General features: G+C 68.3%; 27 protein-coding genes and 2 pseudogenes. 14 read left to right on the plus strand and 15 right to left on the minus strand.

The features are described 5' to 3' along the window. Window positions 1–11: 11 nt before the first annotated feature. From OG456_RS05780 to OG456_RS05795, 4 genes are read left to right on the plus strand one after another with little or no spacing between them, the layout of a single operon-like run. The gene (locus tag OG456_RS05780) at window positions 12–1091 is read left to right on the plus strand and encodes an amidohydrolase family protein (RefSeq protein WP_266557847.1); all 1080 of its coding nucleotides are present in this window, start codon (window positions 12–14) and stop codon (window positions 1089–1091) included. Continuing rightward, entirely contained in the window at window positions 1088–1489 is a 402-nt protein-coding gene (locus OG456_RS05785) for a metal-sulfur cluster assembly factor (RefSeq protein WP_266557849.1), read from the plus strand. Before OG456_RS05780 ends, OG456_RS05785 begins: the two co-directional genes overlap by 4 nt. Continuing rightward, window positions 1479–2498, plus strand: coding sequence for an alpha/beta hydrolase (locus OG456_RS05790; RefSeq protein WP_266557851.1), 1020 nt, complete (start codon window positions 1479–1481; stop codon window positions 2496–2498). Before OG456_RS05785 ends, OG456_RS05790 begins: the two co-directional genes overlap by 11 nt. Then, a complete protein-coding gene (locus tag OG456_RS05795) occupies window positions 2491–2925 on the plus strand; it encodes a DoxX family protein (protein WP_266557853.1) in 435 nt (144 codons plus the stop codon). The genes OG456_RS05790 and OG456_RS05795 overlap by 8 nt, the downstream gene beginning before the upstream one ends. A 239-nt stretch (window positions 2926–3164) precedes the next feature. On the opposite strand, the gene OG456_RS05800 is transcribed toward OG456_RS05795, so the two are convergent. Next, window positions 3165–3797, minus strand: a complete 633-nt coding sequence (locus OG456_RS05800; protein ID WP_266557855.1) for a 3-oxoacid CoA-transferase subunit B — start codon at window positions 3795–3797, stop codon at window positions 3165–3167. 1 nt (window position 3798) lies between these two features. Then, window positions 3799–4601 (minus strand): annotated as a pseudogene (locus OG456_RS05805) (CoA transferase subunit A). Between the two features lie 131 nt (window positions 4602–4732). Between OG456_RS05805 and OG456_RS05810 the strand changes: the two are divergent. Beyond that, on the plus strand, window positions 4733–5506 hold the full coding sequence (locus OG456_RS05810; RefSeq protein ID WP_266557857.1) for an IclR family transcriptional regulator: 774 nt from the start codon (window positions 4733–4735) through the stop codon (window positions 5504–5506). A gap of 637 nt (window positions 5507–6143) precedes the next feature. Here the strand turns inward: OG456_RS05810 and OG456_RS05815 are convergent. From OG456_RS05815 to OG456_RS05825, 3 genes are read right to left on the minus strand one after another with little or no spacing between them, the layout of a single operon-like run. Beyond that, complete coding sequence (locus tag OG456_RS05815; protein ID WP_266569076.1) at window positions 6144–6806, minus strand: 3-oxoacid CoA-transferase subunit B; 663 nt, start codon at window positions 6804–6806, stop codon at window positions 6144–6146. A 17-nt stretch (window positions 6807–6823) separates the two neighbouring features. Then, window positions 6824–7492 (minus strand): 3-oxoacid CoA-transferase subunit A, encoded by a 669-nt coding sequence (locus tag OG456_RS05820; RefSeq protein ID WP_266557859.1) that lies wholly within the window; start codon window positions 7490–7492, stop codon window positions 6824–6826. Then, a complete protein-coding gene (locus OG456_RS05825) occupies window positions 7489–8694 on the minus strand; it encodes a thiolase family protein (RefSeq protein ID WP_266557861.1) in 1206 nt (401 codons plus the stop codon). Before OG456_RS05825 ends, OG456_RS05820 begins: the two co-directional genes overlap by 4 nt. An 84-nt stretch (window positions 8695–8778) precedes the next feature. On the opposite strand from OG456_RS05825, the gene OG456_RS05830 reads away from it, so the two are divergent. The 4 genes from OG456_RS05830 to OG456_RS05845 all read left to right on the plus strand — a co-directional run bounded on the left by OG456_RS05830 (window position 8779) and on the right by OG456_RS05845 (window position 13407). Further along, complete coding sequence (locus OG456_RS05830) at window positions 8779–9675, plus strand: LysR substrate-binding domain-containing protein (protein ID WP_266557863.1); 897 nt, start codon at window positions 8779–8781, stop codon at window positions 9673–9675. Between the two features lie 143 nt (window positions 9676–9818). Continuing rightward, entirely contained in the window at window positions 9819–11051 is a 1233-nt protein-coding gene (locus OG456_RS05835; RefSeq protein ID WP_266557865.1) for an IS701 family transposase, read from the plus strand. Then, entirely contained in the window at window positions 11048–11209 is a 162-nt protein-coding gene (locus tag OG456_RS05840; protein WP_164324575.1) for a hypothetical protein, read from the plus strand. Before OG456_RS05835 ends, OG456_RS05840 begins: the two co-directional genes overlap by 4 nt. 506 nt (window positions 11210–11715) lie before the next feature. Beyond that, on the plus strand, window positions 11716–13407 hold the full coding sequence (locus OG456_RS05845) for an ISAzo13 family transposase (RefSeq protein ID WP_266569078.1): 1692 nt from the start codon (window positions 11716–11718) through the stop codon (window positions 13405–13407). Between the two features lie 26 nt (window positions 13408–13433). Here the strand turns inward: OG456_RS05845 and OG456_RS05850 are convergent. The 9 genes and pseudogenes from OG456_RS05850 to OG456_RS05890 form a co-directional block, all read right to left on the minus strand. Continuing rightward, window positions 13434–14260, minus strand: a protein-coding gene (locus OG456_RS05850; protein WP_266569081.1) for an IS5 family transposase whose coding sequence is annotated in 2 segments (ribosomal slippage) — window positions 13434–13903 and window positions 13903–14260 — 828 coding nt in all. Because the reading frame shifts where the segments join, the coding sequence is not laid out codon by codon here. Window positions 14261–14759: 499 nt separating this feature from the next. Beyond that, window positions 14760–15641: a dioxygenase gene (locus tag OG456_RS05855; protein WP_266557867.1), complete on the minus strand. Its 882-nt coding sequence runs from the start codon at window positions 15639–15641 to the stop codon at window positions 14760–14762. An 85-nt stretch (window positions 15642–15726) separates the two neighbouring features. After that, window positions 15727–16218: a MarR family winged helix-turn-helix transcriptional regulator gene (locus OG456_RS05860; protein ID WP_266557869.1), complete on the minus strand. Its 492-nt coding sequence runs from the start codon at window positions 16216–16218 to the stop codon at window positions 15727–15729. Window positions 16219–16454: 236 nt separating this feature from the next. Further along, on the minus strand, window positions 16455–16829 hold the full coding sequence (locus tag OG456_RS05865) for a DoxX family protein (protein WP_266557871.1): 375 nt from the start codon (window positions 16827–16829) through the stop codon (window positions 16455–16457). Between the two features lie 388 nt (window positions 16830–17217). Then, window positions 17218–17367 (minus strand): alpha-L-rhamnosidase C-terminal domain-containing protein, encoded by a 150-nt coding sequence (locus OG456_RS05870; protein ID WP_266557873.1) that lies wholly within the window; start codon window positions 17365–17367, stop codon window positions 17218–17220. Beyond that, window positions 17364–17579, minus strand: a complete 216-nt coding sequence (locus tag OG456_RS05875) for a hypothetical protein (protein WP_266569564.1) — start codon at window positions 17577–17579, stop codon at window positions 17364–17366. The genes OG456_RS05870 and OG456_RS05875 overlap by 4 nt, the downstream gene beginning before the upstream one ends. Before the next feature lie 130 nt (window positions 17580–17709). Then, a pseudogene (locus OG456_RS05880) lies at window positions 17710–17901 on the minus strand (beta-glucuronidase); the annotation flags it as partial. A 177-nt stretch (window positions 17902–18078) separates the two neighbouring features. Further along, on the minus strand, window positions 18079–18714 hold the full coding sequence (gene ribA / locus OG456_RS05885; RefSeq protein ID WP_266557875.1) for a GTP cyclohydrolase II: 636 nt from the start codon (window positions 18712–18714) through the stop codon (window positions 18079–18081). A 120-nt stretch (window positions 18715–18834) separates the two neighbouring features. Continuing rightward, a complete protein-coding gene (locus OG456_RS05890) occupies window positions 18835–19350 on the minus strand; it encodes a MarR family winged helix-turn-helix transcriptional regulator (protein WP_266557877.1) in 516 nt (171 codons plus the stop codon). Between the two features lie 154 nt (window positions 19351–19504). Here OG456_RS05890 and OG456_RS05895 point away from each other — a divergent pair, with 154 nt between their 5' ends. From OG456_RS05895 to OG456_RS05915, 5 genes are all read left to right on the plus strand, one after another. Continuing rightward, window positions 19505–20257, plus strand: coding sequence for an IclR family transcriptional regulator (locus OG456_RS05895; RefSeq protein ID WP_266557879.1), 753 nt, complete (start codon window positions 19505–19507; stop codon window positions 20255–20257). A gap of 179 nt (window positions 20258–20436) precedes the next feature. Further along, window positions 20437–21372: a PDR/VanB family oxidoreductase gene (locus OG456_RS05900; protein ID WP_266557881.1), complete on the plus strand. Its 936-nt coding sequence runs from the start codon at window positions 20437–20439 to the stop codon at window positions 21370–21372. A 32-nt stretch (window positions 21373–21404) separates the two neighbouring features. Beyond that, window positions 21405–22619: a cytochrome P450 gene (locus tag OG456_RS05905; RefSeq protein WP_266557883.1), complete on the plus strand. Its 1215-nt coding sequence runs from the start codon at window positions 21405–21407 to the stop codon at window positions 22617–22619. A 40-nt stretch (window positions 22620–22659) separates the two neighbouring features. Beyond that, complete coding sequence (locus tag OG456_RS05910) at window positions 22660–23745, plus strand: S-(hydroxymethyl)mycothiol dehydrogenase (RefSeq protein WP_266557885.1); 1086 nt, start codon at window positions 22660–22662, stop codon at window positions 23743–23745. Then, window positions 23742–24374, plus strand: a complete 633-nt coding sequence (locus tag OG456_RS05915) for an MBL fold metallo-hydrolase (RefSeq protein WP_266557887.1) — start codon at window positions 23742–23744, stop codon at window positions 24372–24374. Before OG456_RS05910 ends, OG456_RS05915 begins: the two co-directional genes overlap by 4 nt. Here the strand turns inward: OG456_RS05915 and OG456_RS05920 are convergent. After that, the gene (locus OG456_RS05920) at window positions 24368–25627 is read right to left on the minus strand and encodes a DUF3500 domain-containing protein (RefSeq protein WP_266557889.1); all 1260 of its coding nucleotides are present in this window, start codon (window positions 25625–25627) and stop codon (window positions 24368–24370) included. The two genes, OG456_RS05915 and OG456_RS05920, sit on opposite strands and share 7 nt — an antisense overlap. Between the last annotated feature and the right edge of the window lie 6 nt (window positions 25628–25633).

Genomic DNA, 25633 nt, shown 5'->3' on the forward strand with positions numbered 1-25633 from the left:
GGAGAACGACCGTGATCGAGGACAACATCGTCGTCGAGGGTGTGGCCCACAACTACAACTTCCGGCCCAAGAACTGCGTCCACCCGCCCGTCGGGCAGGCCATCGCCGAGCACATGTACGGCCTGCACAAGCGTGTGAGCGGCCCCGAGTACAGCCTGGAGCGCTCCACCTACCTGCAGGGCGCCGGCGCGGAGCTCATCGGCCGATCGCTCCTCGCCGAGTCCCAGACCGACGTGATCGTCTACCACGAGACCCCCATCTACGGGCACTTCAAGGACGGCGGCTCGGCGCTGAGCATCGGCCTGGAGATGCGCGAGAAGTGGCCGGAGCGCGTCCTGATCTATGGCGCGGTCTCCCCGCTGCGCCCCGGCGCCCTGGACCGCGTGGACGAGCTGGTGGACGAGCACAGGGTCAATGCCCTCAAGCTCTACCCGATCGATGTCGTCGAGGGCCGCACGACCGCTCTCGACATGGGCGACCCCGAGGTCTGCTTCCCGCTGTTCGAGAAGGCCCGCGAGCGCGGCATCAAGGTCATCGGCATCCACAAGGCCCTGCCGGTCGGCCCCGGCCCGACCTCCGCGCTCGGCATGGCCGACGTCGAGGCCGCCGCCCTCGCCTTCCCCGACCTGACCTTCGAAGTCGTCCACGGCGGCATGGCCTTCGTCGAGGAGACGGCCCTCCAGCTGGAGTCGTTCCGCAACATCTGGGTGAATCTGGAGGCCACGTCGTTCATGGCGGTGTACGCGCCCCGCCGCTTCGCCCAGGCCATGGGCGCCTTCGTCCAGGCCGGCGGTGCGGACCGGATCATCTGGGCCACCGGCTGCGACGCCGTCCACCCCCGCCCGGTGCTGGAGGCGTTCTGGAACTTCGAGATGCCCCGCGACCTCATCGAGGAGTACGGGCTGCCGGAGCTGACCAAGGAGATGAAGGCGAACATCCTCGGCCGCAACTTCCTGCGCATGCACGGCATCGACGAGCAGGACCTGCGCAAGCGCATCACTGGCGACGAGTTCGACACCACCGAGCTCAAGCAGCCGTGGGGCGGCCGCATCGAGCCTGCCCAGGACGACGCCCTGGCCGGTGCCCGATGACGACACTCACCGAATCCGACGTGCGCGCCACGCTCAACGAGATCGTCGACCCGTGCAGCATCACCGCCGGAGTGCCCGCCGGCCTCGTCGACATGGGCCTCGTCGGTGACATCCGTATCGACGACGCTCCGAACGGCTGCCATCGCATCGCGGTCACCGTCGGCGTCACCGAACCCAGCTGCGTCCTGATCGGCTCCTTCGCCAACGAGGCCCACGCCCGCCTCTCGGCGCTGCCCGGCGTAACCGCGGTCGAGGTGGCCTTGAGCGAGGAGGTCGACTGGAGCGAGGACAAGATGGCACCGGAGTACCGGCAGCGGCTGACCGAGCACCGCGCCCAAGCCCGCCGCACCCTGCCCCTCCTCGCCGCCATCGCAACGGGACGTGCCGGTGAACAGTGAGACCTCGCCGCCGCAGACCTCCGGGCTCACCGAGGTGCTGGCGAACAACTCCGCCGTCATGGGCCGCTTCATGGAGGGACTCAGCAAGGCACCACTCCCTCCCGAGCGGATCGACCCGCCTGCCGTACGGGTGGTGCGCGACATCGTGTTCAGCACGCCGACCGGCACGGGGGGCCCTACGGAACTGCGGATGGACCTGTATCTACCACGGTCGGCGCCGGCCCCCGCGCCGGTGATCGTGTGGCTTCCGGGTGGTGGCTGGCGGGGGCAACGCCGGGGCTATGGGCCTCGGTTGCCCCGGCTCTTCGCCGAGCGGGGCTACGCCATGGTCGATGTTGACTACCGCTCGTCCGACGTCGACCGCTGGCCCGCGCAGATCGACGACGTCCTCGCCGCGCTCCACCACCTGCACGGCCTCGCCGATGTCTACGACCTGGACACCGGGGCGCTCGGCCTGTGGGGCAGCTCCGCCGGCGCGCACCTGGCGCTGCTCGCCGCCTTCGCGACCGACGGCGCGGGAGCGCGCACCGTGCCCGGCGTACGCGCTGTGGTGGCGGGATACCCCCCGACGGATCTCTTGCGCCTGAACGAAGACGCACTGCCCGGCGGAGTACAGGGGGTGGACCTGTCCGATCCCGCCTGGGGGCTCCTGGGAGGAAACCCTTGGGCGCGGTCCGCAGAAGCCGTCCAGGCCAGCCCGGTCCGTCAGGTCCACCCGCAGGTACCTCCCGTGCTCCTGCTGCACGGCGACCGCGACCTGCTCATCGGGCCGGCGCAGAGCCGCCGCCTGCATGACGCGCTACTGACCGCGGGCGCCGAGTCCCACCTGCTCATGGTCCGCGGTGCCGACCACAGCTTCCTCAACTCGGCCGACTGGGAGCGCCGCCCCATGACAGCGACCGTTCACTCCTCCCACGCTCCGGGCCTCAAGCATTCCGTGCCGCTGACACCGGCCCTCATCGAGCGCTTCTTCGACCGGCACCTGCGAACGGACCCATGGAATGCCTGAACTCCCCCTGCGCCCCGAAGCCGCGGCGCTCACTGCGTCCCGGCTCGCCCTGGCCGCGGTGTTCGTCTCCGGCGGCCGCCAGGTATGGCAGCACCCGGACGGTCCTTCCCAGGCAGCCGGACCGTTTCTCGAACGGTGCCGGCGCGTGGTGCCGCTCCTCGACCGGCTGACCGACGTCCAGTTGGTGCGCGCCAACGCGGCCGTCCACGTCGCAGCCGGCATAGGCCTGGCGGCAGGCCGCGCACCCGCCATCTGTGCGACGGCTCTTGCCGGCTCGCTTCTGCCCACCACGTGGGCGGCGTTCCCGTACTGGAGTGAGCCTGAAGGGCCGCAACGTGGGCAGCTCAAGGGTCAGTTCCTCAAGAACCTTGGCCTGGTCGGCGGTCTGCTCGCCGTGGCGGTCGACGACGTGCGGCGGCGGAGTTGACCCAGCTCTGGACCCGCGCGATCACCGGACTCGTGCCTTCGCACGCAGCCCACAGCAACCGCTGCAGCCCGGGGCGGTGGTCTCTCGCGCGGGTTGTTCGCAGGGGCTCGCACCCGGTCGGCCTGACGACGCCCACACGGGCGTCGTCAGGTCCGGCGTCGCGACGTACCGAGAGGACGCAGGCATCACCAGGGCGGGACTGCTCATGAGCGTGCCAAGGCCATAGCGGTGCGTTTTCATCATCGAGGGCGCAGGGGTGGCTCCGTCTTCGCGCGGACCTCGTCCGCAGTAACGTCTGGCGCGAGTTCGACGAGCCGCAGGCCGTCGGGGTTGACGTCGAGAACGCACAGGTCGGTGATGATCCGCTGCACGACCCGGCGGCCGGTGTAGGGGAGCGAGCACTCATTGACGACCTTGTACGAGCCGTCACGAGCGACGTGCTCCATGAGCACGATGACCTTCTTCGCACCGTGGACGAGATCCATCGCACCGCCCATGCCCTTGACCATCTTGCCGGGGATCATCCAGTTGGCGATGTCTCCGGCGGCGGAGACCTGCATGGCGCCGAGGATCGCGGCGTCGATCTTCCCCGCGCGAATCATGCCGAAGCTGGCGGCGGAGTCGAAGAAGCTCGCCCCCTTCCGCACAGTCACCGTCTCCTTGCCCGCGTTGATCAGGTCGGGGTCGACGGCGTGCTCGGTCGGGTAGGCGCCGGTTCCGAGGATGCCGTTCTCGCTCTGCAATACCAGCTCGACATCGTCGGGCACGTAGTTGGGCACAAGGGTCGGCAGGCCGATGCCCAGGTTCACGTAGTCACCGTCGACCAACTCGGACGCGGCACGTGCGGCCATCTGCTCGTGTGTCCATGCCATGTCAGCGGCCCTCCCCGCCTGCGGCGGAGGCACTGGCCGTCCGCACGGTTCTTTTCTCGATGCGCTTGTCGGCGGCCTGCTCGGACGTGAGCCGTACGACCCGGTGGACGTAGACACCGGGCAAGTGCACCTCGTTGGGGTCGATCAGCCCAGGTTCGACGAGCTCCTCCACCTCGGCGATGGTGACCTGGCTGGCCATCGCAGCGAGCGGGTTGAAGTTGCGAGCGGAGTCCTTGAAGACGAGGTTGCCGTGCCGGTCGCCTTTCCAGGCGCGGACCAGTCCGAAGTCGGACACGATCGCCTCTTCCAGTACGAACTCGCGTCGGCCATCCCGGGTGTCGAAGACCATCACCGGCTTCACGGGCGAGCGCTTCACGACGTTGCCCTCGGCGTCGTACCGCCACGGGAGGCCGCCGTCGGCAACTTGGGTCCCCACTCCCGTGCGGGTGTAGAACGCGGCGATCCCCGAGCCGCCGGCGCGCATCCGCTCTGCCAGCGTGCCCTGAGGCGTCAGTTCGACCTCCAGCTCACCGGAAAGGTACTGCCGGGCGGAACTCCTTGTTCTCACCGACATAGGACGCCACCACGCGCCGCAGGCGCCCCGCCGACAGCAGCAGGCCCAGGCCCCAGTCGTCGATGCCGGCATTATTCGAGACCACCTCCAGGTCGCGGGGCCCGGCGTCGAGGAGAGCCTGGATGAGCACAGAGGGGATGCCGCACAGGCCGAAAGCCACCGACCGTCAAGGTCGCGCCGTCCCGGATGTCGGCCAGCGCTTCAGCAGCCGACGGAATCAACTTGTCCATGACGCGACAGTCAAAGACCCGAGAGGCAAAACGGTCAATGAATGACCGTCGATTCGCTCTGAACTTCTCACGTGACGGGCATTGAGGCCCTCACGCGTTCATTCAGCGAACACTGGTCATATTCTGTCAGCATGGACACCGGACCCACCGTCGCCAGCCGAATCGGGATCCTGCTGCGGGCCCTCGCCGCCCGCGAGCCGGACGGAGCCAGCACCACCGACCTCGCAAGCGCGACGGCGTTGCCGCGACCAACGGCACACCGCCTGCTCTCCGCATTGCGGGAGGAGGGACTGGTGGAGCGCGACGAGATCAGCGGCTCCTGGCATCTCGGCCCCGAGTGCTTCCTGCTCGGCGCCGCGGCGACCAGCCGCCACGACATCACGCCGATCGCCCGCGAGACAGTGCTCCGTATCGCGCGCGAGACCGGCGAGAGCGCCTTCTTCTCAGTACGACGCGGCAGCGAGACGGTATGCGTCCTCCGCGAGGACGGCAGCTTCCCGATCCGGTCGCACGTCCTGCACGAGGGGATCCGCTTCCCACTCGGCGTCGCCTCGGCCGGGATAGTCATCCTCTCGTTCCTTCACGAGCGCGAGCGCGAGCCCTACCTGGCGGGCGTCCACCTGGAGGAGCGGTTCGGCGAGCAGCACCGCGCCGACCAGTTGCGCGAGCGGGTGAAGGCCACACGCGACCTCGGCTACGCCGTCAACCCCGGCCTCATCGTGCCCGGCAGCTGGGGCCTCGGGGCCGCTGTCTTCGACGCTCACGAAGAGCCGCGCTGGGCTTTGAGTATCACCGGCATCGAGTCCCGCCTCTCACCGCCGCGCCAGCAGGAGCTCGGTCAGCTCCTCCTGCACGAGGCGCACGCGCTCGCGGGCCGAGTCACGGGTTCGAGCACAACGAAATGAGCGACGGAGCCGCCCGCAGAGCGACGCCGCCGCTCTCACGCACTCGAGGGATCACTGACGCTGGTGCTGGAGTTCGATCATTACGAGCTCCAGGCGGGCGCCGGTCCGCCGCCCATGGTGACGGGCCGGCTTGGCCAACGTCATCGACGTGTTCAGGCGCCTGGACGAGGCACACCCCCTGTCCGACCGTTGATCGCAGCACGGCCCCCGTTGCGGAGACCACCCTTCACCACGTTCCGGAGCCGGTCGACGACGCGCTGCGGACGGTCGGGGAGACGGAAGGCGTTGATGCGTTCCTTGACGTTGCGTCGCAGCGTCGAGCGCAGCAGTTCCCTGCGGGAGCCGAAGTAGTGGGGTACCAGCCGCGGTTCACACCGGCGTGATCAGTCACCTCCAGCAGGTTCGACCCATTCAGCACGCCATCGAGTTCGAGCAGTTCACGAGCGGCGCGTTCCAGTGTCCGGGACGTGAGCTCATTGTCCATCGAGGGGCCCGGCGCCTTGTCCCTCTTGCCCACGACTCGGCCCCCGCGAGCCGACATCCCCTGACCGCTTCGTCGTAGATCCCCTCGGGACCGCCGAGAACACCGGGCGAGTCGCCTGTCGGGTGACGCCTGTCCGGGATGCGCAGGTCAGGCCTAGGCAGGCAGGAGTGGCAGGTCCAGACGGCCCGCGAGGTCGTCGATCGTGGCCCCGAAGGTCTCTCGAACCACGACGCCTTGTGGGGTGAGGTCGAAGACGGCCAGGTCCGTGTAGACGCGGTCGACGCAGCCGGTTCCGGTCAGCGGGTAGGTGCATTGAGGAACGAGCTTGGGCGCGCCGGTCTTGGTGAACAGGGTCATCATGACGAAGACCTTCTTGGCTCCGATTGCCAGGTCCATGGCTCCGCCGACGGCGGGTATGGCGTCGGGCGCGCCTGTGTGCCAGTTGGCGAGGTCGCCGTCCGCGGAGACCTGGAAGGCACCCAGGACGCACACGTCCAGGTGACCGCCGCGCATCATGGCGAAGGAGTCTGCGTGGTGGAAGTACGCGGCTCCGGGCAGTTCGGTCACGGGGATCTTGCCGGCGTTGGTGAGATCGGGGTCGATCGCGTCGCCCTGGGCGGCCGGGCCCATGTTGAGCATGCCGTTCTCGGTGTGGAGCACCACACCGGAGTCGGCCGACAGGTGGTCGGCCACCAGCGTCGGCTGGCCGATACCGAGGTTGACGAAGGCTCCGTGCGGGATGTCCCGCGCGATGCGTGCGGCGATGTCGTGCTTGTCCAGAGGACTCTTGCCCAGAGGACGGCGCTCGGCGTCCATGGTGGGGCGATCGGGGTTCATGCGGTTGCCTCCTGCACCACGCGGTCGACGTAGATGCTCGGCGTCACCACGGACTCCGGGTCGAGCACTCCAGTGTCGACGACTTCTCGCACCTGCGCGATCACCGTGGTCGCAGCCGTGGCCATGACCGGACCGAAGTTGCGAGCGGTCTTGCGGTAGACGAGATTGCCCATGCGGTCGGCCCGGTGGGCGCCGATCAGCGCGACGTCGCCCCTGATCGGGTACTCCAGCACGTAGGTGCGACCGTCGATGACGCGGGTCTCCTTGCCCTCGGCCAGCAGTGTGCCCGCTCCGGTGGGGCAGAAGAAGGCTCCGATGCCGGCGCCGGCCGCCCGCATCCGCTCGGCGAGGCTGCCCTGCGGGACGACCTCCAGCTCGATCCTGCCGGCCCGGTACAGCCCGTCGAAGACATAGGAATCGCTCTGCCGGGGGAAAGAGCAGACCACCTTGCGGACCCGTCCCTTCGCCAGCAGCGCCGCCAGGCCGGTGTCGCCGTTGCCGGCGTTGTTGGACACCACGGTCAGATCCGTCGCGCCCTGGCGGATGAGCGCGTCGATCAATTCCACCGGCATCCCGGCCATCCCGAACCCACCGACAAGCACCGTCGAACCGTCCTTGATGCCGGCAACGGCCTCATCGGCATGAGCACACAGCTTCACGGTCATCGCCTCGTCCCCGTGACGTTCTCCAGCACCACGGCGAGCGCCTGGCCGACTCCGATGCAGATCGCGGCGAGACCCCAGCGCTCACCTGACTCCTTCAGCCGGTGGGCCAACGTGCCGAGGAGCCGGCCGCCGGAGGCGCCCAGCGGGTGGCCGAGCGCGATCGCGCCGCCCTGGGCGTTGACGATCGACGGGTCGATCTTCCAGGCGTCCACACAGGCCAGCGCCTGCACGGCGAACGCCTCATTGAGTTCGACCGCGGAGACGTCCGGCCAGTCGATACCCGCGCTCCTGAGCGCCCGGTTCGCCGCCTCCACCGGAGCGAAGCCGAACATCTGCGGATCCAGCGCGAACACCCCGCGGCCGGCCACGCGGGCCAGCGGATCCACCCCGATGCGAGCCGCGGCCGCCCCCGAACCCAGGAGTACCGCCGACGCGCCGTCGCTCAGCGGCGAGGCATTGCCCGCCGTGATCACACCGTCGGGGCGGAACGACGGCTTGAGAGCGGCGAGCTTGTCGACCGCGGACCCCGGCCTGATGCCCTCGTCCCGCGTCAGCGCATGCCCCTTGCCGTCCACCGCGACCGGCACGACGAGATCGTCGTAGAAGCCGTCCGTCCAGGCCGCGTCCGCCAAGGTGTGGGACCGGACGGCGAACACGTCCTGCCGCTCCCGCGAGACGGAGAACCGCTCGGCGAGCTGCTCATTGGCCTCGCCCAGGGAGACCGTCCACTCCTTCGGCATCCGCGAGTTCACCAACCGCCAGCCCAGAGTGGTGGAGACGGCGGTCATGTCCTTGGCGGGAAAGGCCCGGTCGGGCTTGGGCAGCACCCACGGAGCCCGGCTCATCGACTCCACCCCGCCGGTCAGCACGATGTCCGCGTCGCCGGTCTCGATGGCCCGGGAGGCGATGATCGCTGCGTCGAGAGAAGAGCCGCACAACCGGTTCACGGTCGTGGCGGGCACGGACGTGGGCAGTCCGGCCAGGAGCACAGCCATCCGGCCCACGTTGCGATTGTCCTCACCCGCGCCGTTCGCGTTCCCCCACACCACGTCGTCGATCTCACCCGGATCGAGCGCCGGCACCTTATCCAGAACCCCGCGCACGGCGAGCGCCGCGAGGTCGTCAGGCCGGATGCCGGCAAGGGCACCGGAGAATCGTCCGAACGGCGTCCTTGCTGTCGCGTACACATAACTGTCGGTCACGGTCACAACGGTAGGCCCGCGAACTTCATCACGTCCAAGACTGAGTTCTTCCTCATTGATAAGTGCTCTTTATAGAATGGATCCATGGAGCTCCGCCAGGTCCGCTACTTCCTCACGCTCGCGGAGGAGTGCCACTTCGGGCGCGCGGCAGCCCGCCTGCACGTCGCCCAGCCTGCCCTGTCCCAGCAGATCAAGCAGCTGGAGCGGGAGTTGGGCGTCCCGTTGTTCCACCGGTCCACCCGGCATGTCGAACTCACCGAGGCGGGCCGGCACCTCACCGGCCACGCCCGGTCCCTCCTGTCCGAAGCCGAACGCGCACAGGCCCACATGGCCGAACTCGCCACCGGTCACGCCGGACGCGTCTCCATCGGCTTCATCGGCACCGCTACGTACGACGTCTTGCCGCGCGTCGCCCGAACCGTGCGCGCCCGGCTGCCCCACATCACCTTGGACCTGCGCGGCGAACTGCTCACCCCACAACTCATGGACGGCCTGCTCGACGGCACCTACGACCTCGCAGTACTCCGCTCCGGCCCCCACGCCGAAGGGGTGAACGCCACGCTGCTGCGCACCGAACCCCTGGTCGCTGTGCTGCCGGCCCACCACCCACTGGCCTCCGACGACCCGATCCCGCTCGGCTCTCTGGCGAGAGAACCCTTCGTCATCCATCCCGCCCAGGCGCGGTCCGCCATGCACGACCGCGTCCTTGCCGCGTGCCGCCGGGCCGGCTTCCAGCCCGCGTCCCTCGTCGAGGTCGGTGAGACAGCCACCCTCGTCGTCCTCGTGGCCGCCGGGCACGGGGTCGCCCTCGTGCCGGAGTCGGTTCAGAGCCTTCGGCTCGACGGCGTCACGTACGTGCCGCTCGCCGAGACGGAGACCACCGACCTCGTCCTGGGCCGCCGTTCCGTGGGCAACTCACCGGCTGTGGAACAGGTGGCCTTGATCATCGAAGCGTGCGTCAACGCCCAGGACGGGGTCTAACGAAAGAACTCGCCTGGACGGTAACTTCCTTCTGGGAAAACCTGGATAGGACCCGGCGGGGCGTAGCGGGGACATCATTTCTTGACTAGTACTACAGCCGGTGGTTCACGTGACGTGACGATGGTTGGCTCGTTGCTCCGTTCGTGGGGTTGAAACTGTCGCTTGGTGTGGTGCGGACGGACGAGCTGGCCGAGGGCCAAGTGCGGGAGCTTGAGGGGGAGCTGGAGGCGTTGTGTGCCTCGGTAGACGATGTGTTTGCGCGTCCGGCCTCCCGGGAGAACCTGCGGGCGATGGTGCGTGGGCTGCTGAGCGAGGTGCCGCGCAAGAACCTGTGGCAGCTCGCGGAGGCGGCCGGCCACCCCAACCCGGACCGGCTGCAGGGCTTTTTGGCCAAGGCCGCGTGGGATGCGGACGAACTGCGCGACCGGGTCCGCGCCGTCGCGGTCGACGCCCTGGCCGACGACGACGCGGTGCTGATCGCGGACGAGACCGGCGACATCAAGAAGGGCACCAAGACCGCCGGTGTCCAGCGGCAGTACACCGGAACTGCGGGCAGGGTCGAGAATGCCCAGGTCAGCGTGCACCTGTCGTACGGATCCCGCCGGGGTCGCACTCTGATCGACGCCGAGCTCTACCTCGGCAGGAACTGGGCCGGCACCACCGTGGAGCACGAACGCCGCTGCGCCGAGCAGGGCATCCCGCCCGAACGCGCGAGCGCGGTGGTCACCAAACCGGAGCTGGCCCGGCGGATGCTGGAGCGCGCGCTGGCGGCCTCGGTGCCGTTCACCTACTTCCTGGCCGACGAGGCATACGGGCAGTGCCGGGCGCTGCGCGCCTGGCTGGAGGAACACCACGTCCGCTACGTGCTCGCCGTCCCGAAAGATGAGGTGCTGCCGCTGCCCGACGGGCGCACCCGGCAGGCCCGCGAGCTGTGGGCGCTGGTACCCGAGGACGCCTTCGAGCGCCGGCCCTGCGCGGACGGCGCCAAGGGCCCGCGCGAGTACGACTGGGCCACCGTCCAACTCGCCACCACTGAAGGGGACTTCGAGCGGCATCTGCTGATCCGCCGCTCGATCGTGCCCAACAAGAAGGACAAGAAGACCGGCGAACTCGTCCGGGAGATCGCCTACTTCCTGTGCCACACCCACCTGGACACAACCCTGGCCGAGATGGTCGTCGCCGCCGGACAGCGCTGGATGGTGGAGGAGTCGTTCCAGGTCGCCAAGGGACAGGTGGGGCTGGACGAGCACGAGGTACGCAAATGGTGCTCGTGGTACCGGCACACCACCGTGTGCATGCTCGCCATGGCCTTCCTCGTCACCGTCCGGAGCCGGCTCACACCCGCCCCACCGATGACTCCCGACCCCCGACCGTGAACGAGATCCGCCGCCTGTACGACCGGATCGTCCTCGCTCCCGCCCGCACCGCCCGGACCTGGCTGGCCATGCACTGGCACCGCTGGCGCACCCGCCACCAGACCCGAGCCCGAACCAGCCACTACCGCACCCGAACCGCCCGCGCTCACTCACCGTAAGACCACCGGCTGTAGTACTAGGAACAGACGCACAGTGACGAGGCTTGTGCCTTCACAGTCCGACGGTCCGGAGCGACAGGTGGTCCCGCTCGAACCAGATGCACCGTTGTCCGATGCGGGTGACGGTGTTCTGGGTGCCGCGGAACCGAGGCGAACTCCGGTCGACCGGGTGCCGGGACAGCGGACAGATGGCGTGCTCTGCGGTGGTGTTCAGTGCCTGCGCAACCTGGGCTACGCAGAAGCCACCGTGGGGTACGGTCCGGCGGCCCAGGGCCACGGCGATGCTGTCCGATGCAGGTCCCGGCAGTTGCACGTGGCGCAGGACGGCTGCGTCGAGTCGTGGAGCCCCTCGAGGGGTTCGTCGACGCCGTCCTCGTCGAGAGCATCGTGTGTGCGGTGTGGGTAAGCAGTCCGAGGGTCTTCAACTGCCCGACGACGGCGAGGAGTTCTAAGGGCGTGCAGATCTTTAACCCGTGGCTTTCCGCTCGGTATGTCGTTGGTCTGGTATGGGTGGGTTGGAAGAGCAACGGGCCATGCTGTCAGCCAAGTTAGGGGCGATTCTGCCGCATTTGGATGAGCGGCAGCGTCGTCTGTTGATAGGGGCGGAGGCCCGGTCGCTCGGCCACGGCGGGATCAGGGCAGTCGCTCGTGCCGTCGGTGTCCGTGAGGCCACTGTGTCGCTCGGTGTGCGGGAACTCGACTCCGGAGAGGCGCCGTTGGGGCGGGTCCGCCGGCCCGGCGGTGGACGCAAACGCGTCGTCGACCTGGACCCTGCACTGCGGGCTGCGTTGCTCGCCCTGGTTGATCCGGATGTCCGCGGGGACCCCATGTCGCCGCTGCGCTGGACCACCAAATCCACCCGCAAGCTCGCCGAGCAGCTGACCCGGCAGGGCCACAAAATCTCCGCGGATTCGGTGGGCGACATCCTGCGCGAGGAGGGCTTCAGCCTGCAAAGCAACGCCAAGACCCTGGAGGGCAAGCAGCACCCTGACCGAGACGCGCAGTTCCATTACCTCAACGAACGGGCTCGGGACCACCAGAACGACGGGGCTCCGGTGATCAGTGTGGACACGAAGAAGAAGGAACTGGTCGGCCCCTTCAAGAACAACGGCCGCGAGTGGGAACCGAAGGGTGAACCGGTGCGGGTCGACACCCACGACTTCCCCGACCGCGAGCTGGGTAAGGCAGTGCCCTATGGCATCTACGACGTCACCGCGAACACCGGCTGGGTCAATGTGGGCACCGACCACGACACCGCCGCGTTCGCCGTCGAGTCCATCCGCCGCTGGTGGAACGGAGCCGGCCGGGCCGCCTATCCGACGGCCTGCCGCCTGCTGATCACCGCCGACGCGGGCGGCTCCAACGGCTACCGCACACGCACCTGGAAGACCCAGCTCGCCCAGTTCGCATCCGAGACCGGACTGGCGATCACCGTCTGCCACCTGCCTCCCGGAACTTCAAAGTGGAACCGGATCGAGCACCGCCTGTTCTCCCACATCACCATGAACTGGCGCGGCAGGCCTCTGACCAGCCACGAAGTCATCGTCCAGAGCATCGCCGCGACCACCACCAAAACCGGCCTGACGGTGCACGCCGAACTCGACACCGACCAGTACCCCACAGGCATCCAGGTCAGCGACGAAGAGATCGCCGCCCTGCCGATCACCCGGCACCGCTTCCACGGCGACTGGAACTACACCCTCCACCCCCACCCGCCGCTCGGCACGACGCTGATCAACGCAACGACGCGCCAGCCACCGGCGAACAACCCGCATCCACTGTCGATGCGTTCACTGCAGGACCCCGAACTCACCGGCATGACCCGCCAACAGCTCAGTGAATTGATCGGCGCACTGACTCCCGAGCTGGCACTACAGCGCGAGCAGACACTCCATACAATTCGCGGTCACGCGCGCCTGGTAGCTCCCGGTACAGGCGCCAAAGCCAAACTCACCCCAGCCGACCGGATCCTGGCCACTGTGCTCCACCTACGCAAACTCGCCACCATGAACCTCCTCGGCCAACTCTTCGGCGTCTCCGCCGTGACCATCAGCCGTGCAAGCCAAGAAGTCCGCCCACTCCTGGAAGCACACGGCCACCACATCGACGCCTCCACCGCCCGCTTCCGCACACCAACCGACCTCGCAACGTTTCTCGCTTCCGGCCCTGCCCAAATCAAGATCAAGAAGACAGGTTAAAGATCTGCACGCCCTAACTGATAGTTTCAGAATGAGGTTCGGAGTCGTCTCAAATAGATGATGGTGCAGGCGAGTTGAAGCAGGCCGAGGTGGAGGTCGGCACGTATCTCGTAGCGGATGCGGAGTCGTTTGAACTGGTGGAGCCAGGCGAAGGTGCGCTCGACGACCCAGCGGGTCTTGCCCAGACCGGAACCGTGCGGGACTCCGCGGCGGGCGATCTTGGGTGTGATCCCACGGGCCCGGACGAGACGCCGGTACTTGTCGTAGTCGTAGCCGCGGTCGGCGAAGAGCCGCCGGGGCCGGTGACGGGGCCGGCCACGCAGGCCGCGAATGCGGGGTACGGCGTCCAGTAGCGGCATGAGCTGGGTGACATCGTGACGGTTTCCGCTGGTCAAAGAGACGGCGAGCGGGGTGCCATGCCGGTCGACGATCAGGTGGTGCTTGCTTCCGGGCCGGGCCCGGTCGACCGGCGAAGGTCCGGTGTGAGCCCCCCTTTGAGGGCACGCACGTGCGATCCGTCGATCGCCGCGTCGTCCATATCCAGCAACCCGGCAGCCCGTAACTCGGCCAGCAGCACCTCGTGCAGCCGGGGCCAGACACCCGCTTCCGTCCAGTCCCGCAGACGCCGCCAGGCCGTCACCCCGCTGCAGCCGACCTGCTCCGCGGGAACGTCCCGCCAGCTCACACCCTTGCACAGCACGTAAACGATGCCCCGCAACGCAGCCCGGTCTTCCACCGGCAACCGCCCGGGATACCGATGTCGCCGAGGCGCACGGGCCGGCAACAGCGGCGCGACACGTTCCCACAGATCATCAGGCACAAGGTCAGCAGACCTACCAAATCCTGCCGACACAACACCCAACCACCAAGCCCCACACCGAAATTCATTCTGAAACCATCAGTAAGGCGACACCGTCCGCTACCTCCAGGAACACGGCGAGCTGATCTGGTTCACGCAGGCGGCGTGTGCGCCGCTCCTGTGGATGCTCGACCCGGCACCGGAATCGCTGCGCCAGTCGGCCGATGGCGACTTGGCCGTGCAGGGCCACTGCGAGTGACCGAGCGGGACACCTTCTTCACGGCGAGCGGGGTCGCGCCCGGCCATTCCGTATCTGCGCTCAGTTCCACCGTGTGGACCTCGACGTGCGGGCGCAACGCGGGCATGCGCTGCCTGATCCAGGAGGACGCCGACCACGCCTCCCCACCGGTTCCGCAGGGCCCGTCATCCGCAAGTGGGGCGTGCCGCCGGGGGAGATGCGTTCATGCGCGTCGCCCTCGGGCCGCTATTTCGTCTCAGCACCGTTGGGCAATGAGCCTTCGTGACGGCACGCCTGGCACTGCACTTGGTGGATTCAGAGAAGCTCGAAGGAGCGTTTGGCAAGACCAGCCATGTAACCGTCGATGACGGTCCGGGCAGGCTGCTCGGGGTTTTCCGCGGTGCCAAGGGTGACGAAGATGGGGAGGAAGTGTTCCGGGGTGGGGTGGGCGTAGGGCATCCCCGGTGCGCGGTTGGCGTAGGAGGTGAGTTCGTCGATGTCACCTCGCGCCAGGGCGTCGGTGGCCCATGCGTCGAAGTCGGAGGACCAGTTGGGCACGGCACCGTGGAACATCATGTCGCGTGTCATGTGCGGTAGGCCGTGGACCATGAAGCCGGAACCGACTACGAGAATGCCTTCATCACGCAGAGGCGCCAGACGACGACCGAGTGCAAGGAGCCGCTGAGGGTCATGGGTGGGCATGGACATCTGCAGGACCGGGATGTCTGCGAGCGGGTACATGGCCATCAGCGGGACCCAGGCGCCGTGGTCCAGGCCGCGAGAGGGGTGGTGATGGATGGGTTCACTGTCGGGCATCATCGCGGCAAGACGGGCTGCCAGGCCGGACGCGTCGGGGGTGTCGTACCGCATTTGGTAGTAGCGCGGGTGGAAGCCGCCGAAGTCATAGACCAGGGGCGTGCCGGCCGCGGGCGCGGACAAACTGAGTGGGGCGTCCTCCCAGTGCGCGGAGACGATCATGATGGCCTTGGGCTTGGGCATTGCTTGGGCCCAGTCGAACAGCCGCCGAATCCAGTCGGCGTCATCGAAGAGCGGCGGGGCGCCATGGCTGAGGTAGATCGCCGGCAGGGGCCCGCCGGTGGGACCCCACGACCGGTGCGAGGCGGCCCGGTCGAGGGCGTCGGGAAGGAAAGCGTCGTAGGCGCCGGCGGGCGTCTCGGGGTTCAACAGGTCGGGCACGATGGCCTCCAGTGCGGCTGCGGGCGGCTCAGCCCGCTGGGGTGGTTTTCGTTGGAGTTGGTGCGCCACACCGGAGCCGCTGTGGTCAGGCGGTGCGCACCGAGGGGTAGTCAGGGCGGGGCCCCATGGCGTCATTGACGCGACGGCTAATCTCCCGCAACTGCTTGGACTGCGCCTTTGTCAGGGAGTCGATGAGCAGGCGGCGCACCTCTGCAACGTGACCAGGAGCAGTAGCCGTGACTTTGTCCAGCCCTGCGTCGGTCAAGGTCGCGAGGGTGAACCGACCGTCCGTGGGGTCGGGCGTGCGGGTGATCCACCCTTTGCCCTCCAGGCGTTTGGCGGTATGGGAGAGGCGAGACAGAGACGCTTCGGCGAAGTCGGCCAAGTCGCTCATACGAAGGGTGCACTCGGGAGCCATGGAGAGCCCGGCGAGGACCTGGTACTCAAAGTGGGAGATGTTGGCATCGCGCTGCAACTGGGCGTCGAGAGCGGCGGGGAACCGGACCAGCATGCTGACCATGGCAAGCCAGGTCTGCTGCTCCTCGTCATCCAGCCAGCGGGGCTCGTCAGTGTTCATACCCCCACGATAACTTGACGCTTCAACTCAGACCGCGACTCCCTGGCGGGCAGGAGGCGTTGCGGTGCTGCCGGCCGGGTCTGTCGGCGGCCAGCACAGCCGGCGGCGTCGACTACCAGGTCGATCGACCTGCCCCCGCTTCACGTCCCTAGCCTCCAAGGGTCGGGAACGTTCGAATGCACGCATGACGATCTCCAAAGGGTTCGCGACGTGGACCGAGGAGGACCTGGACGGGATCAGAAGGCGTAGGGGCCAAACCTGCCCCAGGCCACGATGGCCGCTATGACCAACAGGACGACGTTCGCCCCGATCATCTGGTTCTCCTTGCGGCGGGCATGGACGATCGCTGCACCGAGCATCGTGAACGCCAGCCCGGTGGCCGCCAGCGGCGTCACAACCCGCGCGACATCCAGAGCCCCGGGCAGGATCAGCCCGAGCGCACCAAGCACCTCCAGAATTCCGATGACCTTCACGCTACTGGTCGAGAAGTCCCCGACCCAGGCCATGCCCGACGCGGCCAGCTTTTCCTTCACCTGGGCAATCTTCATCAACCCGGCCAGGAAGAACGCGACGGCCAGCAGGCTCGCGGCGATCCAGAGAGCGGCATTCATGGGATCGAACCTCCGTAGTGACTTGACGTTTCAAGTAACAGTAGAACTCCTCATCACTTGAAGCGTCAAGTCAAAAATGAGGGTTTTAGTTGACGCATCAAGTCACCCTCTCACTCGATGTCACGGCCGGCTGCGTCACCGCTAACCTCGGATACCTCCTCGCGTGAAGGCACCGCGGCGCCCATGCCAGCCGCGGCCCGACCCGGCGACCGCGCCGGACGGCGACTGCACCAGCTGGATCCGCTGCTGCCGCGCATTCCCCTGAAGGGAAGATGTGCCTTAACCGGCGGAGGCGTTGAATCGGTACGAACCCGCCGTAACGCGGTACGCCGCACCGCCAAAGCGGTCGTCCCGTAAGTGCATGACCCCGGCGGACACGCTGACCGGCTTACCCTGGATGGGGCACCCAGGCCTCCGCCTCCGTGTTGTACGACACGGTCACCGACAGGTCGATCCTGCCGTCTTCCTGGCTGCGCCACTGAGAGGACACCTCGCCGCGCACCGTCTCCATCGAGGCGGTGCGAGCCGAATCAATCAACTTCCCTCACCCGACGGCTTGCGGCCGCCAAGGGCGTACGCGTCCTGGACCGTCCCGTCGCCATCGACGATCTCGGCGACCAGCCCGTAGGGCGCGACCCCCGGCCGCCCCGGCGTCGCGTCCTCCAGTCCTACGCTGCCGCTCACGGCGACCTCGGCGCCGGTGGCGTCCAGGAAACGGACGCGGACCGCCGCGGTCGCGCTCGTCTCCACCTCGCACTCGACCGTGCCAGCGGTGCCATCGAGCCGGGTGCACCGCGGTGGTGTCCTCGATATAGACGGAGGGCAGGCTGTACAGCCATACCGAGCGGGCCAGACCCGCGTAGTTGTAGAAGTCGTGTAGGTACGTCTGATTGTGGCGCCCGTCCTGGGTGACGGTGATGGAGCCGGGCAGGATGATGATGTTGGTGAGTTGGTTGTTGACGCCGATGGTGAGGCGGACCTCTCGCCCTGTGCCCACGGGTCCGGTGATGTCAGCCTCGAACGGGGTGTAGTCGCTGACGTGTTCGGTGACCAGGAAGTCGTCGACGTACACCGAACCCTGGTGGGTGGCGGCGTCGACGCGCAGGATGACCGCCTCGACTTGGCCCTCACGCTCTAGGCAACCTCTCGTTCCTCGCACTGGACGACGGCGGTCCGGCCCACCGATTCCGACACGATCCAGCCCGGACCATCGGGGCCCACCACCCCGTAGAACGGTGAAAAGCTGCCCTCAGCTCACATTCGCTTCGTCCAACTCCCCCAAGGGCAAGGTGTGTTGCGTGTGGAGAACCTTGGCTCGGAGGTAGCGGACGTTGTCCGGGGTAGCGAATACGCCCGTCGGGACGCGGTCATGGACGGCGATGCCCAGGCTGCGCAACTGCTGAGCTTTATCTGGGTTGTTGGAGAGGAGATCGAGCATATCGACGCCCAAGGCCCGGAGCATCTGAGCTGCCGCCGTGTAGTCGCGGGCGTCCTCCGGCAGACCGAGGGCCGCGTTGGCGGCGTATGTGTCGAGGCCCTGGTCCTGGAGGGCGTACGCGTCGAGCTTGTTGTAGAGCCCGATGCCGCGGCCCTCCTGGCGCAGATAGAGCAGGATGCCGCCGCGTTCGGCGATGCGCTCGACCGCCTCACGCAGTTGCGGTCCGCAGTCGCATCGGGCGGAGCCGAAGACGTCGCCGGTCAGGCACTCGGAGTGCAGGCGCACCAGCGGGACCGGGCCGGGGTCCCCCAGAACGACAGCCACATGCTCCTGGCCATCGGCCAAGCCATGGAACGTGACCAGCTCAGTGTCGACGCTGTAGCCGTCGTGGAAACTCAGCGGCACTCGGACACGCGAGCGTGGGGTGGCAGCAGGGAAGTCGGGCATGCGGGATCTCCGAGTTCGGACTCCATGGACGTTTGCTTCAAATTTGAAGCAGTTCCTCACGATGCCGGACACTACCTTTGCTTTAAATTTGAAGCAACAGAGGCGAGCTTGTGACGTGGCTCATGAACACGAGGATGACGATCGCCGCCGCCACGGCACGTCACCCGGCACTGCGCGAGGGCCGTCTGCCTGGAGGGCCCCAGTGATCGCCCCGAAGATCTCCTCCATCTGTTCCACCTGGTGCGGATCGAGGTGGTCGAAGAGGTTCGCCCGCACCGTCGCGACATGGCCCGGCGCCACCTGCTCGAGGACCTCCATACCCTCGTCGGTCAGCACGGCGACGCTCCCACGCTTGTCCCCCTGGCACTCCTCGCGTCGCACGAGACCGTCCTTCTCGAGGCGCGCCGCCGCATATGTCAGCCGGCTTCGCGTGATCTTCAGCGCTTCGGCGAGATCGGTCATGCGCAGTCTGCGCCCTTCGACCTCCGAGAGGGTCGCGAGGATGGAGTAGTAGAGGTGTGGCATGCCGGCGTCCTGCTGGAGCTGTCGATCGAGCGCGTCCTCCAGGAGGTGGGTCGCGGCGATGTAGGCGCGCCAGGCGCGCTGTTCCTCGGGGGTGAGCCAGCGGGTCGTCATGCGGCAAGTGTAGGTTTGTTTAAAATTTGAACCAAGTGTGCTGTCCCTCCAAGAGAGCGACGGGAGATCCATGAGTCACGGTTAGAGCCCCTCGAGGGAGGGCGAAGTCTGTCAGGCATCTTGACCCTGTCGGCAGGGAACCGATGATGGCCAGGTGAGAACGCAGAGTGGCGAGTCGGTGCTGGCCCGGGCCGTGCGGATCTTCGAGGCGTTCACGCCCGACGAGCCGGCCCTGACCGTTTCGGCGATCTCCCGGCGCACGGGGCTGCACGTGGCTACGGCGTCGCGTCTTGTCGCCGAGTTGGTGTCGCACGAGTTTCTCTCCCGCGACGCCGACCGGCGGGTCCGCATCGGCCTGCGCATGTGGGAGCTGGTGACCCGGGCCTCGCCCGCCCTGTCCCTGCGGGACGCCGCTATGCCGTTCATGGAGGGCGTGCACGAGGTGGTGGGCCACCATGTGCAACTGGGAGTGCTCGACGGTGATGAGGTGCTGTTCCTGGAGCGGCTGAGCGCGCCCGGCGCGGTTATCAACTACACCCGTATCGCGGGCCGCCTCCCGCTGCACGCCTCGTCCAGCGGTCTCGTTCTGCTCGCGCACGGGCCTGCGGATCTGAGGGAGCGGGTGCTCGCGCAGCCGCTGCATCGCTACACCGCGAACACTCCCTCCACCGCCCCACGGCTGCGGGCCGTACTCGCCGACGTTCGGCAGCACGGGTTCGCGTGTTGTCCCGGATTCGTCCACCCGGACGCTCTGGGCATCGCGGCTCCGGTACGGGACGGTCGCGGCAGCGTCCTGGCCACGCTGTCGGTGATCGTGCCCAACGAGGACGGCGGCGCGTCGGTCGTGCCGGTAGTGCGGACGGCGGCACGCGGCATCTCCCGTGCTCTGGAGCGGGCGGCCGTCTGACGCGTCACGAGTTCGTCTCTCATTGAGTGAGAATCGCGTCGCCGCCCGCCTCCCCCACCACGCATCCTTCCTGGAACCCAACGACGGAAGGCGACAACGTGGTCGGAACCAACGTGGTTGCGGATGCCGATCCCGGCACCGGAGAGGGACGCCCGGGGCCTGAGAAAGCGGCGAACGCGGTGACTTTGACCGTCACCAACAAGCAACAACTGGCCGAGGGTGTCGTGTCGGTGACGCTCGCGCGCCCGGACGGGGGCCGGCTGCCTGACTGGACGCCGGGCTCGCACATCGACCTGGTCCTGCCGGACGGGACGGTCCGGCAGTACTCGCTGTGCGGGGACCGGTGGGACGCGCACACGTACCGCATCGCGGTCCTGCGGGAACCGGCCGGCCGGGGAGGCTCGGCGTATGTGCACGACCGACTGCGGGCGGGTGACCGGGTCGGGGTCGGCGGGCCGCGCAACCATTTCCCGCTGGCGCCCTCGGAGTCGTACGTCTTCATCGCGGGCGGCATCGGCATCACGCCATTGCTGCCGATGGTGCGCCAGGCCGAATTGCTGGGCGCGGACTGGCAGTTGCTGTACGGGGGCCGGAGCCGCGCCTCCATGGCGTTCCGGGACGAGCTGGTCGCGGCGTACGGCGAGCGGGTCCACGTCGTTCCGCAGGACGAGCTGGGACTTCTCGACCTGAACGCCTGCCTGGGAACCCCGCGTGCGGACACCAAGGTGTACTGCTGCGGCCCTGCGCCGCTGCTCGCCGCGGTGGAGGACGCCTGCGCGTCCTGGGCTCCGTACGCCCTGCGCACCGAACGCTTCACCGCCGGAGACCAGGCCGCGCCGGTGCGAGACGGCGCTTTCGAGGTGGAGTTGCGGCGCAGCGGGCGCGCCGTCACCGTCACCCCCGGTATCTCCGTACTGGAGGCCGTGCGCGTGGCCGGAGTCGACGTGCTGTCCTCCTGCGAGCAAGGGACGTGCGGCACCTGCCTGACGCCGGTGCTCGACGGGCAGCCCGATCACCGCGACTCGATCCTGACGGATCATCAACGTGCCGCGAATGACTGCATGTTCGTGTGCGTGTCGCGCTCGTGCGGGGACCGTCTCGTCCTCGATCTGTGAGACCTGATCAACCATCCTGCCAAGGAGCCGCCATGACCGAGGCACCGGTACGTGCCGCGACGCCGCCAGTCAGCGACGTCGACCCGTTCTCCGACGAGCACCTGCTGAACCCCGAACCGCTCCACCAGGCATTGCGCGAGGCGGGGCCCGTCGTGTATCTGTCCCACTACGACGTCCACGCGCTCGCCCGCTACGAGCAGGTGCACGCCGCCTTGGTGGACTGGCAGCACTTCGAGTCGGGCTCGGGTGTGGGCCTGGCCAACTTCCGCCACGAGGAGCCCTGGCGCCCGCCGAGCCTGCTCCTTGAGGCCGACCCGCCCCGGCACGACGCCCCGCGCCACGTGCTGCGGAATATCCTCGCCCCACCAGCGCTGCGTCGGCTGCAAGCCGCGTGGTCCGCCGTTGCGGAGGAGCTGGTCGATGAAGTCCTCGCTCAGGGACCGGAGTTCAATGCGTTCACGGCGCTGGCGGAGGCGTTCCCGTTGCGGGCGTTCCCCGATGCGGTGGGGATCGGTCCCGAGGGCCGGGAGAACCTGCTGCCGTACGGGAACATGGCCTTCAACGCCTTCGGCCCCCGCAACGACCTGGTCGCCGCAGACGCAGACCGAGCCGGGGACCTCTCGGCGTGGGTCAATGCCCAGTGCGCACGCGAAGCCCTGACCGAGGACGGGTTCGGCGCCGACATCTGGGCGGCGGCCGACCGCGGTGACCTCACGTACGAGCAGGCCCCACTAGTGGTGCGTTCCCTCCTCACGGCCGGTGTCGACACCACCGTGCACGCCCTTTCGGCCTGTCTCTATGCGTTCGCGACACACCCGGAGAAGTGGCAACGGCTGCGAGAGCGGCCGGAGCTGGCGCGGGTCGCCTTCGAGGAGGCGATGCGCTGGCAGTCGCCGGTGCAGACGTTCTTCCGTACGGCGACGACCGATGTGAACGTCGCCGGATCCGTCGTGCCCGAGGGCTCGAAAATCCTGATGTTCCTCGGTGCCGCGAACCGCGACCCGGTCCGCTGGAGCGAGCCCGACCGCTTCGACCTCACCCGGGACCCGTCCGGCCATGTCGGCTTCGGCATGGGCCTGCACCAGTGCGTCGGGCAGCACGTGGCCCGCCTGGAGGCGGAGGCGCTGCTCACCGCGCTGGCCCGACGGGTCGAGTCGTTCGAGCTCACCGGCACACCCCGCCGCCACGCCAACAACACGCTCCGCGCGTGGGAGTCCTTGCCGGTACGGGTCCGCCCTTCCGCCTGAACCACACCCCACGCACGCACCACACGAGAGGAAACCCACAATGTCCCAGCAAGTACGAGGTGTTGTCGCACGGGCGAAGGGGGATCCGGTCAGTATCGAGACCATCGTGATCCCCGACCCCGGGCCGGGCGAGGCGGTGGTGAAGGTCCAGGCGTGCGGGGTCTGTCATACCGACCTGCACTACCGCGAGGGCGGCATCAACGACGAGTTCCCGTTCCTGCTCGGCCACGAGGCCGCCGGTGTCGTCGAGTCCGTCGGGGACGGTGTCACCGAGGTCGCGCCGGGCGACTTCGTGATCCTCAACTGGCGTGCCGTGTGCGGCCAGTGCCGCGCCTGCGAGCGCGGGCGGCCGCAGTACTGCTTCAACGCACACAACGCCAAGCAGAAGATGACCCTGCTGGACGGCACGGCGCTCTCGCCCGCGCTGGGCATCGGCGCGTTCGCCGAGAAGACGCTCGTCGCCGCCGGGCAGTGCACGAAGGTCGACCCGGCCGCCTCGCCCGCCGCCGCGGGACTCCTCGGCTGCGGAGTCATGGCCGGCCTCGGCGCCGCCATCAACACCGGCAAGGTGGGCCGCGGCGACTCCGTCGCCGTCATCGGCTGCGGAGGTGTCGGCGCAGCGGCCGTGACCGGCGCCCACCTGGCCGGCGCGGCGAAGATCATCGCCATCGACATCGACGACAAGAAGCTGTCCACCGCGAAGAGGCTCGGCGCCACGCACACCGTCAACTCCCGTACTGCGGACCCGGTCGAGGCCGTCCGCGAGCTGACCGGAGGGTTCGGCGCGGACATCGTCATCGAGGCGGTGGGCCGCCCGGAGACGTACAAGCAGGCCTTCTACGCCCGCGATCTGGCCGGCACCGTCGTCCTCGTCGGCGTGCCGACGCCCGAGATGCAGCTCGAACTGCCCCTGCTCGACGTGTTCGGGCGCGGCGGCGCGCTCAAGTCGTCCTGGTACGGAGACTGCCTGCCCCCACGTGACTTCCCGATACTGATCGACCTCTACCAGCAGGGCCGGCTCGACCTCGACACGTTCGTCACCGAGACCATCGCGCTCGACGACGTGGAGAAGGCGTTCGAGCGGATGCACCACGGCGACGTCCTGCGGTCCGTGGTCGTCCTGTGAGCGGCGTACGGATCGAACGTGTCGTCACGTCCGGCACGTTCAGCCTCGACGGTGGGACCTGGGACGTCGAGAACAACGTATGGATCGTGGAAGATGACGACGAAGCCGTCGTCATCGACGCAGCGCACGACGCCGATGCCATCGTGGCGGCGGTGGGAGGACGACGCCTGACGGCCATCGTGTGCACGCATGGGCACGACGACCACATCGGCGCCGCGCCCGCACTCGCCGAGCGCACCGGCGCGCCCGTCCTGATCCATCTCGAGGACCGGCTCCTGTGGAAGCACACCCACCCGGAACGGGCTCCCGACGGCTACCTTTCCGACATGCGCCGGATCACGGTGGCCGGAACCGAGTTGACGGTGCTCAGCACACCAGGCCACACGCCCGGGGCGATCTCGCTGCACTCCCCGGACCTGGGCACGGTGTTCACGGGCGACACCTTGTTCGCCGGCGGTCCGGGGGCCACCGGCCGCTCCTTCTCGCACTTCCCGACCATCGTCCGCTCCATCCGAGACCGGCTGCTCGTGCTGCCGCCGCGGACGGTGGTGCACACCGGCCACGGCGCGTCGACGACGATCGGCGCGGAGGCACCGCACCTGGAGGAGTGGATCGCCCGCGGCTACTGAGAAGTCGCCGAGTGCCGTTCCTGCCAGGCCCGCACGTAGGCCCTGCCGTAGTCGTTGCCGTGGGGCGTGCGCAGCACAGTGTGGACGTGGAACGGCTTCGGGGTGTCGTAGTCGAGGAACACGCCGCAGTGGTGGTCGAGTTCGGCGATGAGGACCGGTGACTGGAGCCGGTAGTAGAACACGTCCCCTGGTTCGTGTCCGCCGATCCAGCCGAACCAGGTCTCGTCGAGGTGTTCGCGGATCTCCCGCATGCGGGCCGCACGGGGCCCTTCGGGTAGCAGGGACACGAACGAGGCGGCGATGTCCAGGGCGGCCCGGCGCGCCGCCGCGGGCATCTCGGCAACTCTGACGCCTTCGGCCGGGATCACGCGGTTGTCCTGAAACGCGCCGCCGAGGTGCCGCTCATCGCCGGGGTGGACGCGGCCCGGCGGCATCGTGGGGTCGACCATGTGCTGGTACACGGTGGCGGCGGTGCGGAGTTCAGGGGACAGAGCGGCCATCAGGTCGGTGCCGAGCCGGATCCGGTCGGTGAAGGCGGTCGTGCCGGCGTGCGGGCCCGCGTCGATCTCGTTGGGTTCGGCGCCGAGGAACACCGGGCTGACGACCATGCGCCCCTCCACGACGAGGCAGTTGACGGCGCAGTGGTGGCCGAAGATCTGCCAGCCCCACGGTGCTTCGGCGTCGGGCTCCCCGTAGAGCGCGACGTTGTAGCTGTACTCGTTGAGGATGGTGCGGATGTCCGCGACCTCGCCGAGGAAGCCGTTGATCCGCATCATGTCGCGCACCAGGCGGAACCCTTCGGGGCTGAGGGACGCCTCGATCAGGGCGAGCGCCTTGCGTCGCACCTCGGACGGCTGAAACTCCAGTCGGACCCCGGTGTCGAACTGCAGGAACTCCGGATTGGCCCAGGTCTGCCACTCGACCGCGTCCACCGGGTGACAGAGCTCGCCCCTGCTCTTCCCGTCGAGCGCGTGCATCAACTCCCTTGCTGCTGCGACCATTTCGCCCAAAGGTGCCCGTTCACCGGGCCGCGCGGGCTCCCACGCATGCACGTCGGGCCGCAGAGTGCCGTTCTCGGTGATGCCGCGGAACTCGGAGAGCTGGAGAGGCTTCCACCCGCGGATCAACTCCCCCGTGAATGCGTCCTTCTTGGCCGCCTCCCGGTACGCATACGGCGCCATCCCCCGGATCGAGGCGAGACGCTGCGCGTCGCGCGGGTACAGGTACGCGCGGTATTCGGCATCCGGTGACATGGCGGT

Origin of the sequence: Streptomyces sp. NBC_01446 (assembly GCF_026340095.1) — a bacterium.
GTDB lineage: Bacteria > Actinomycetota > Actinomycetes > Streptomycetales > Streptomycetaceae > Streptomyces > Streptomyces aureus.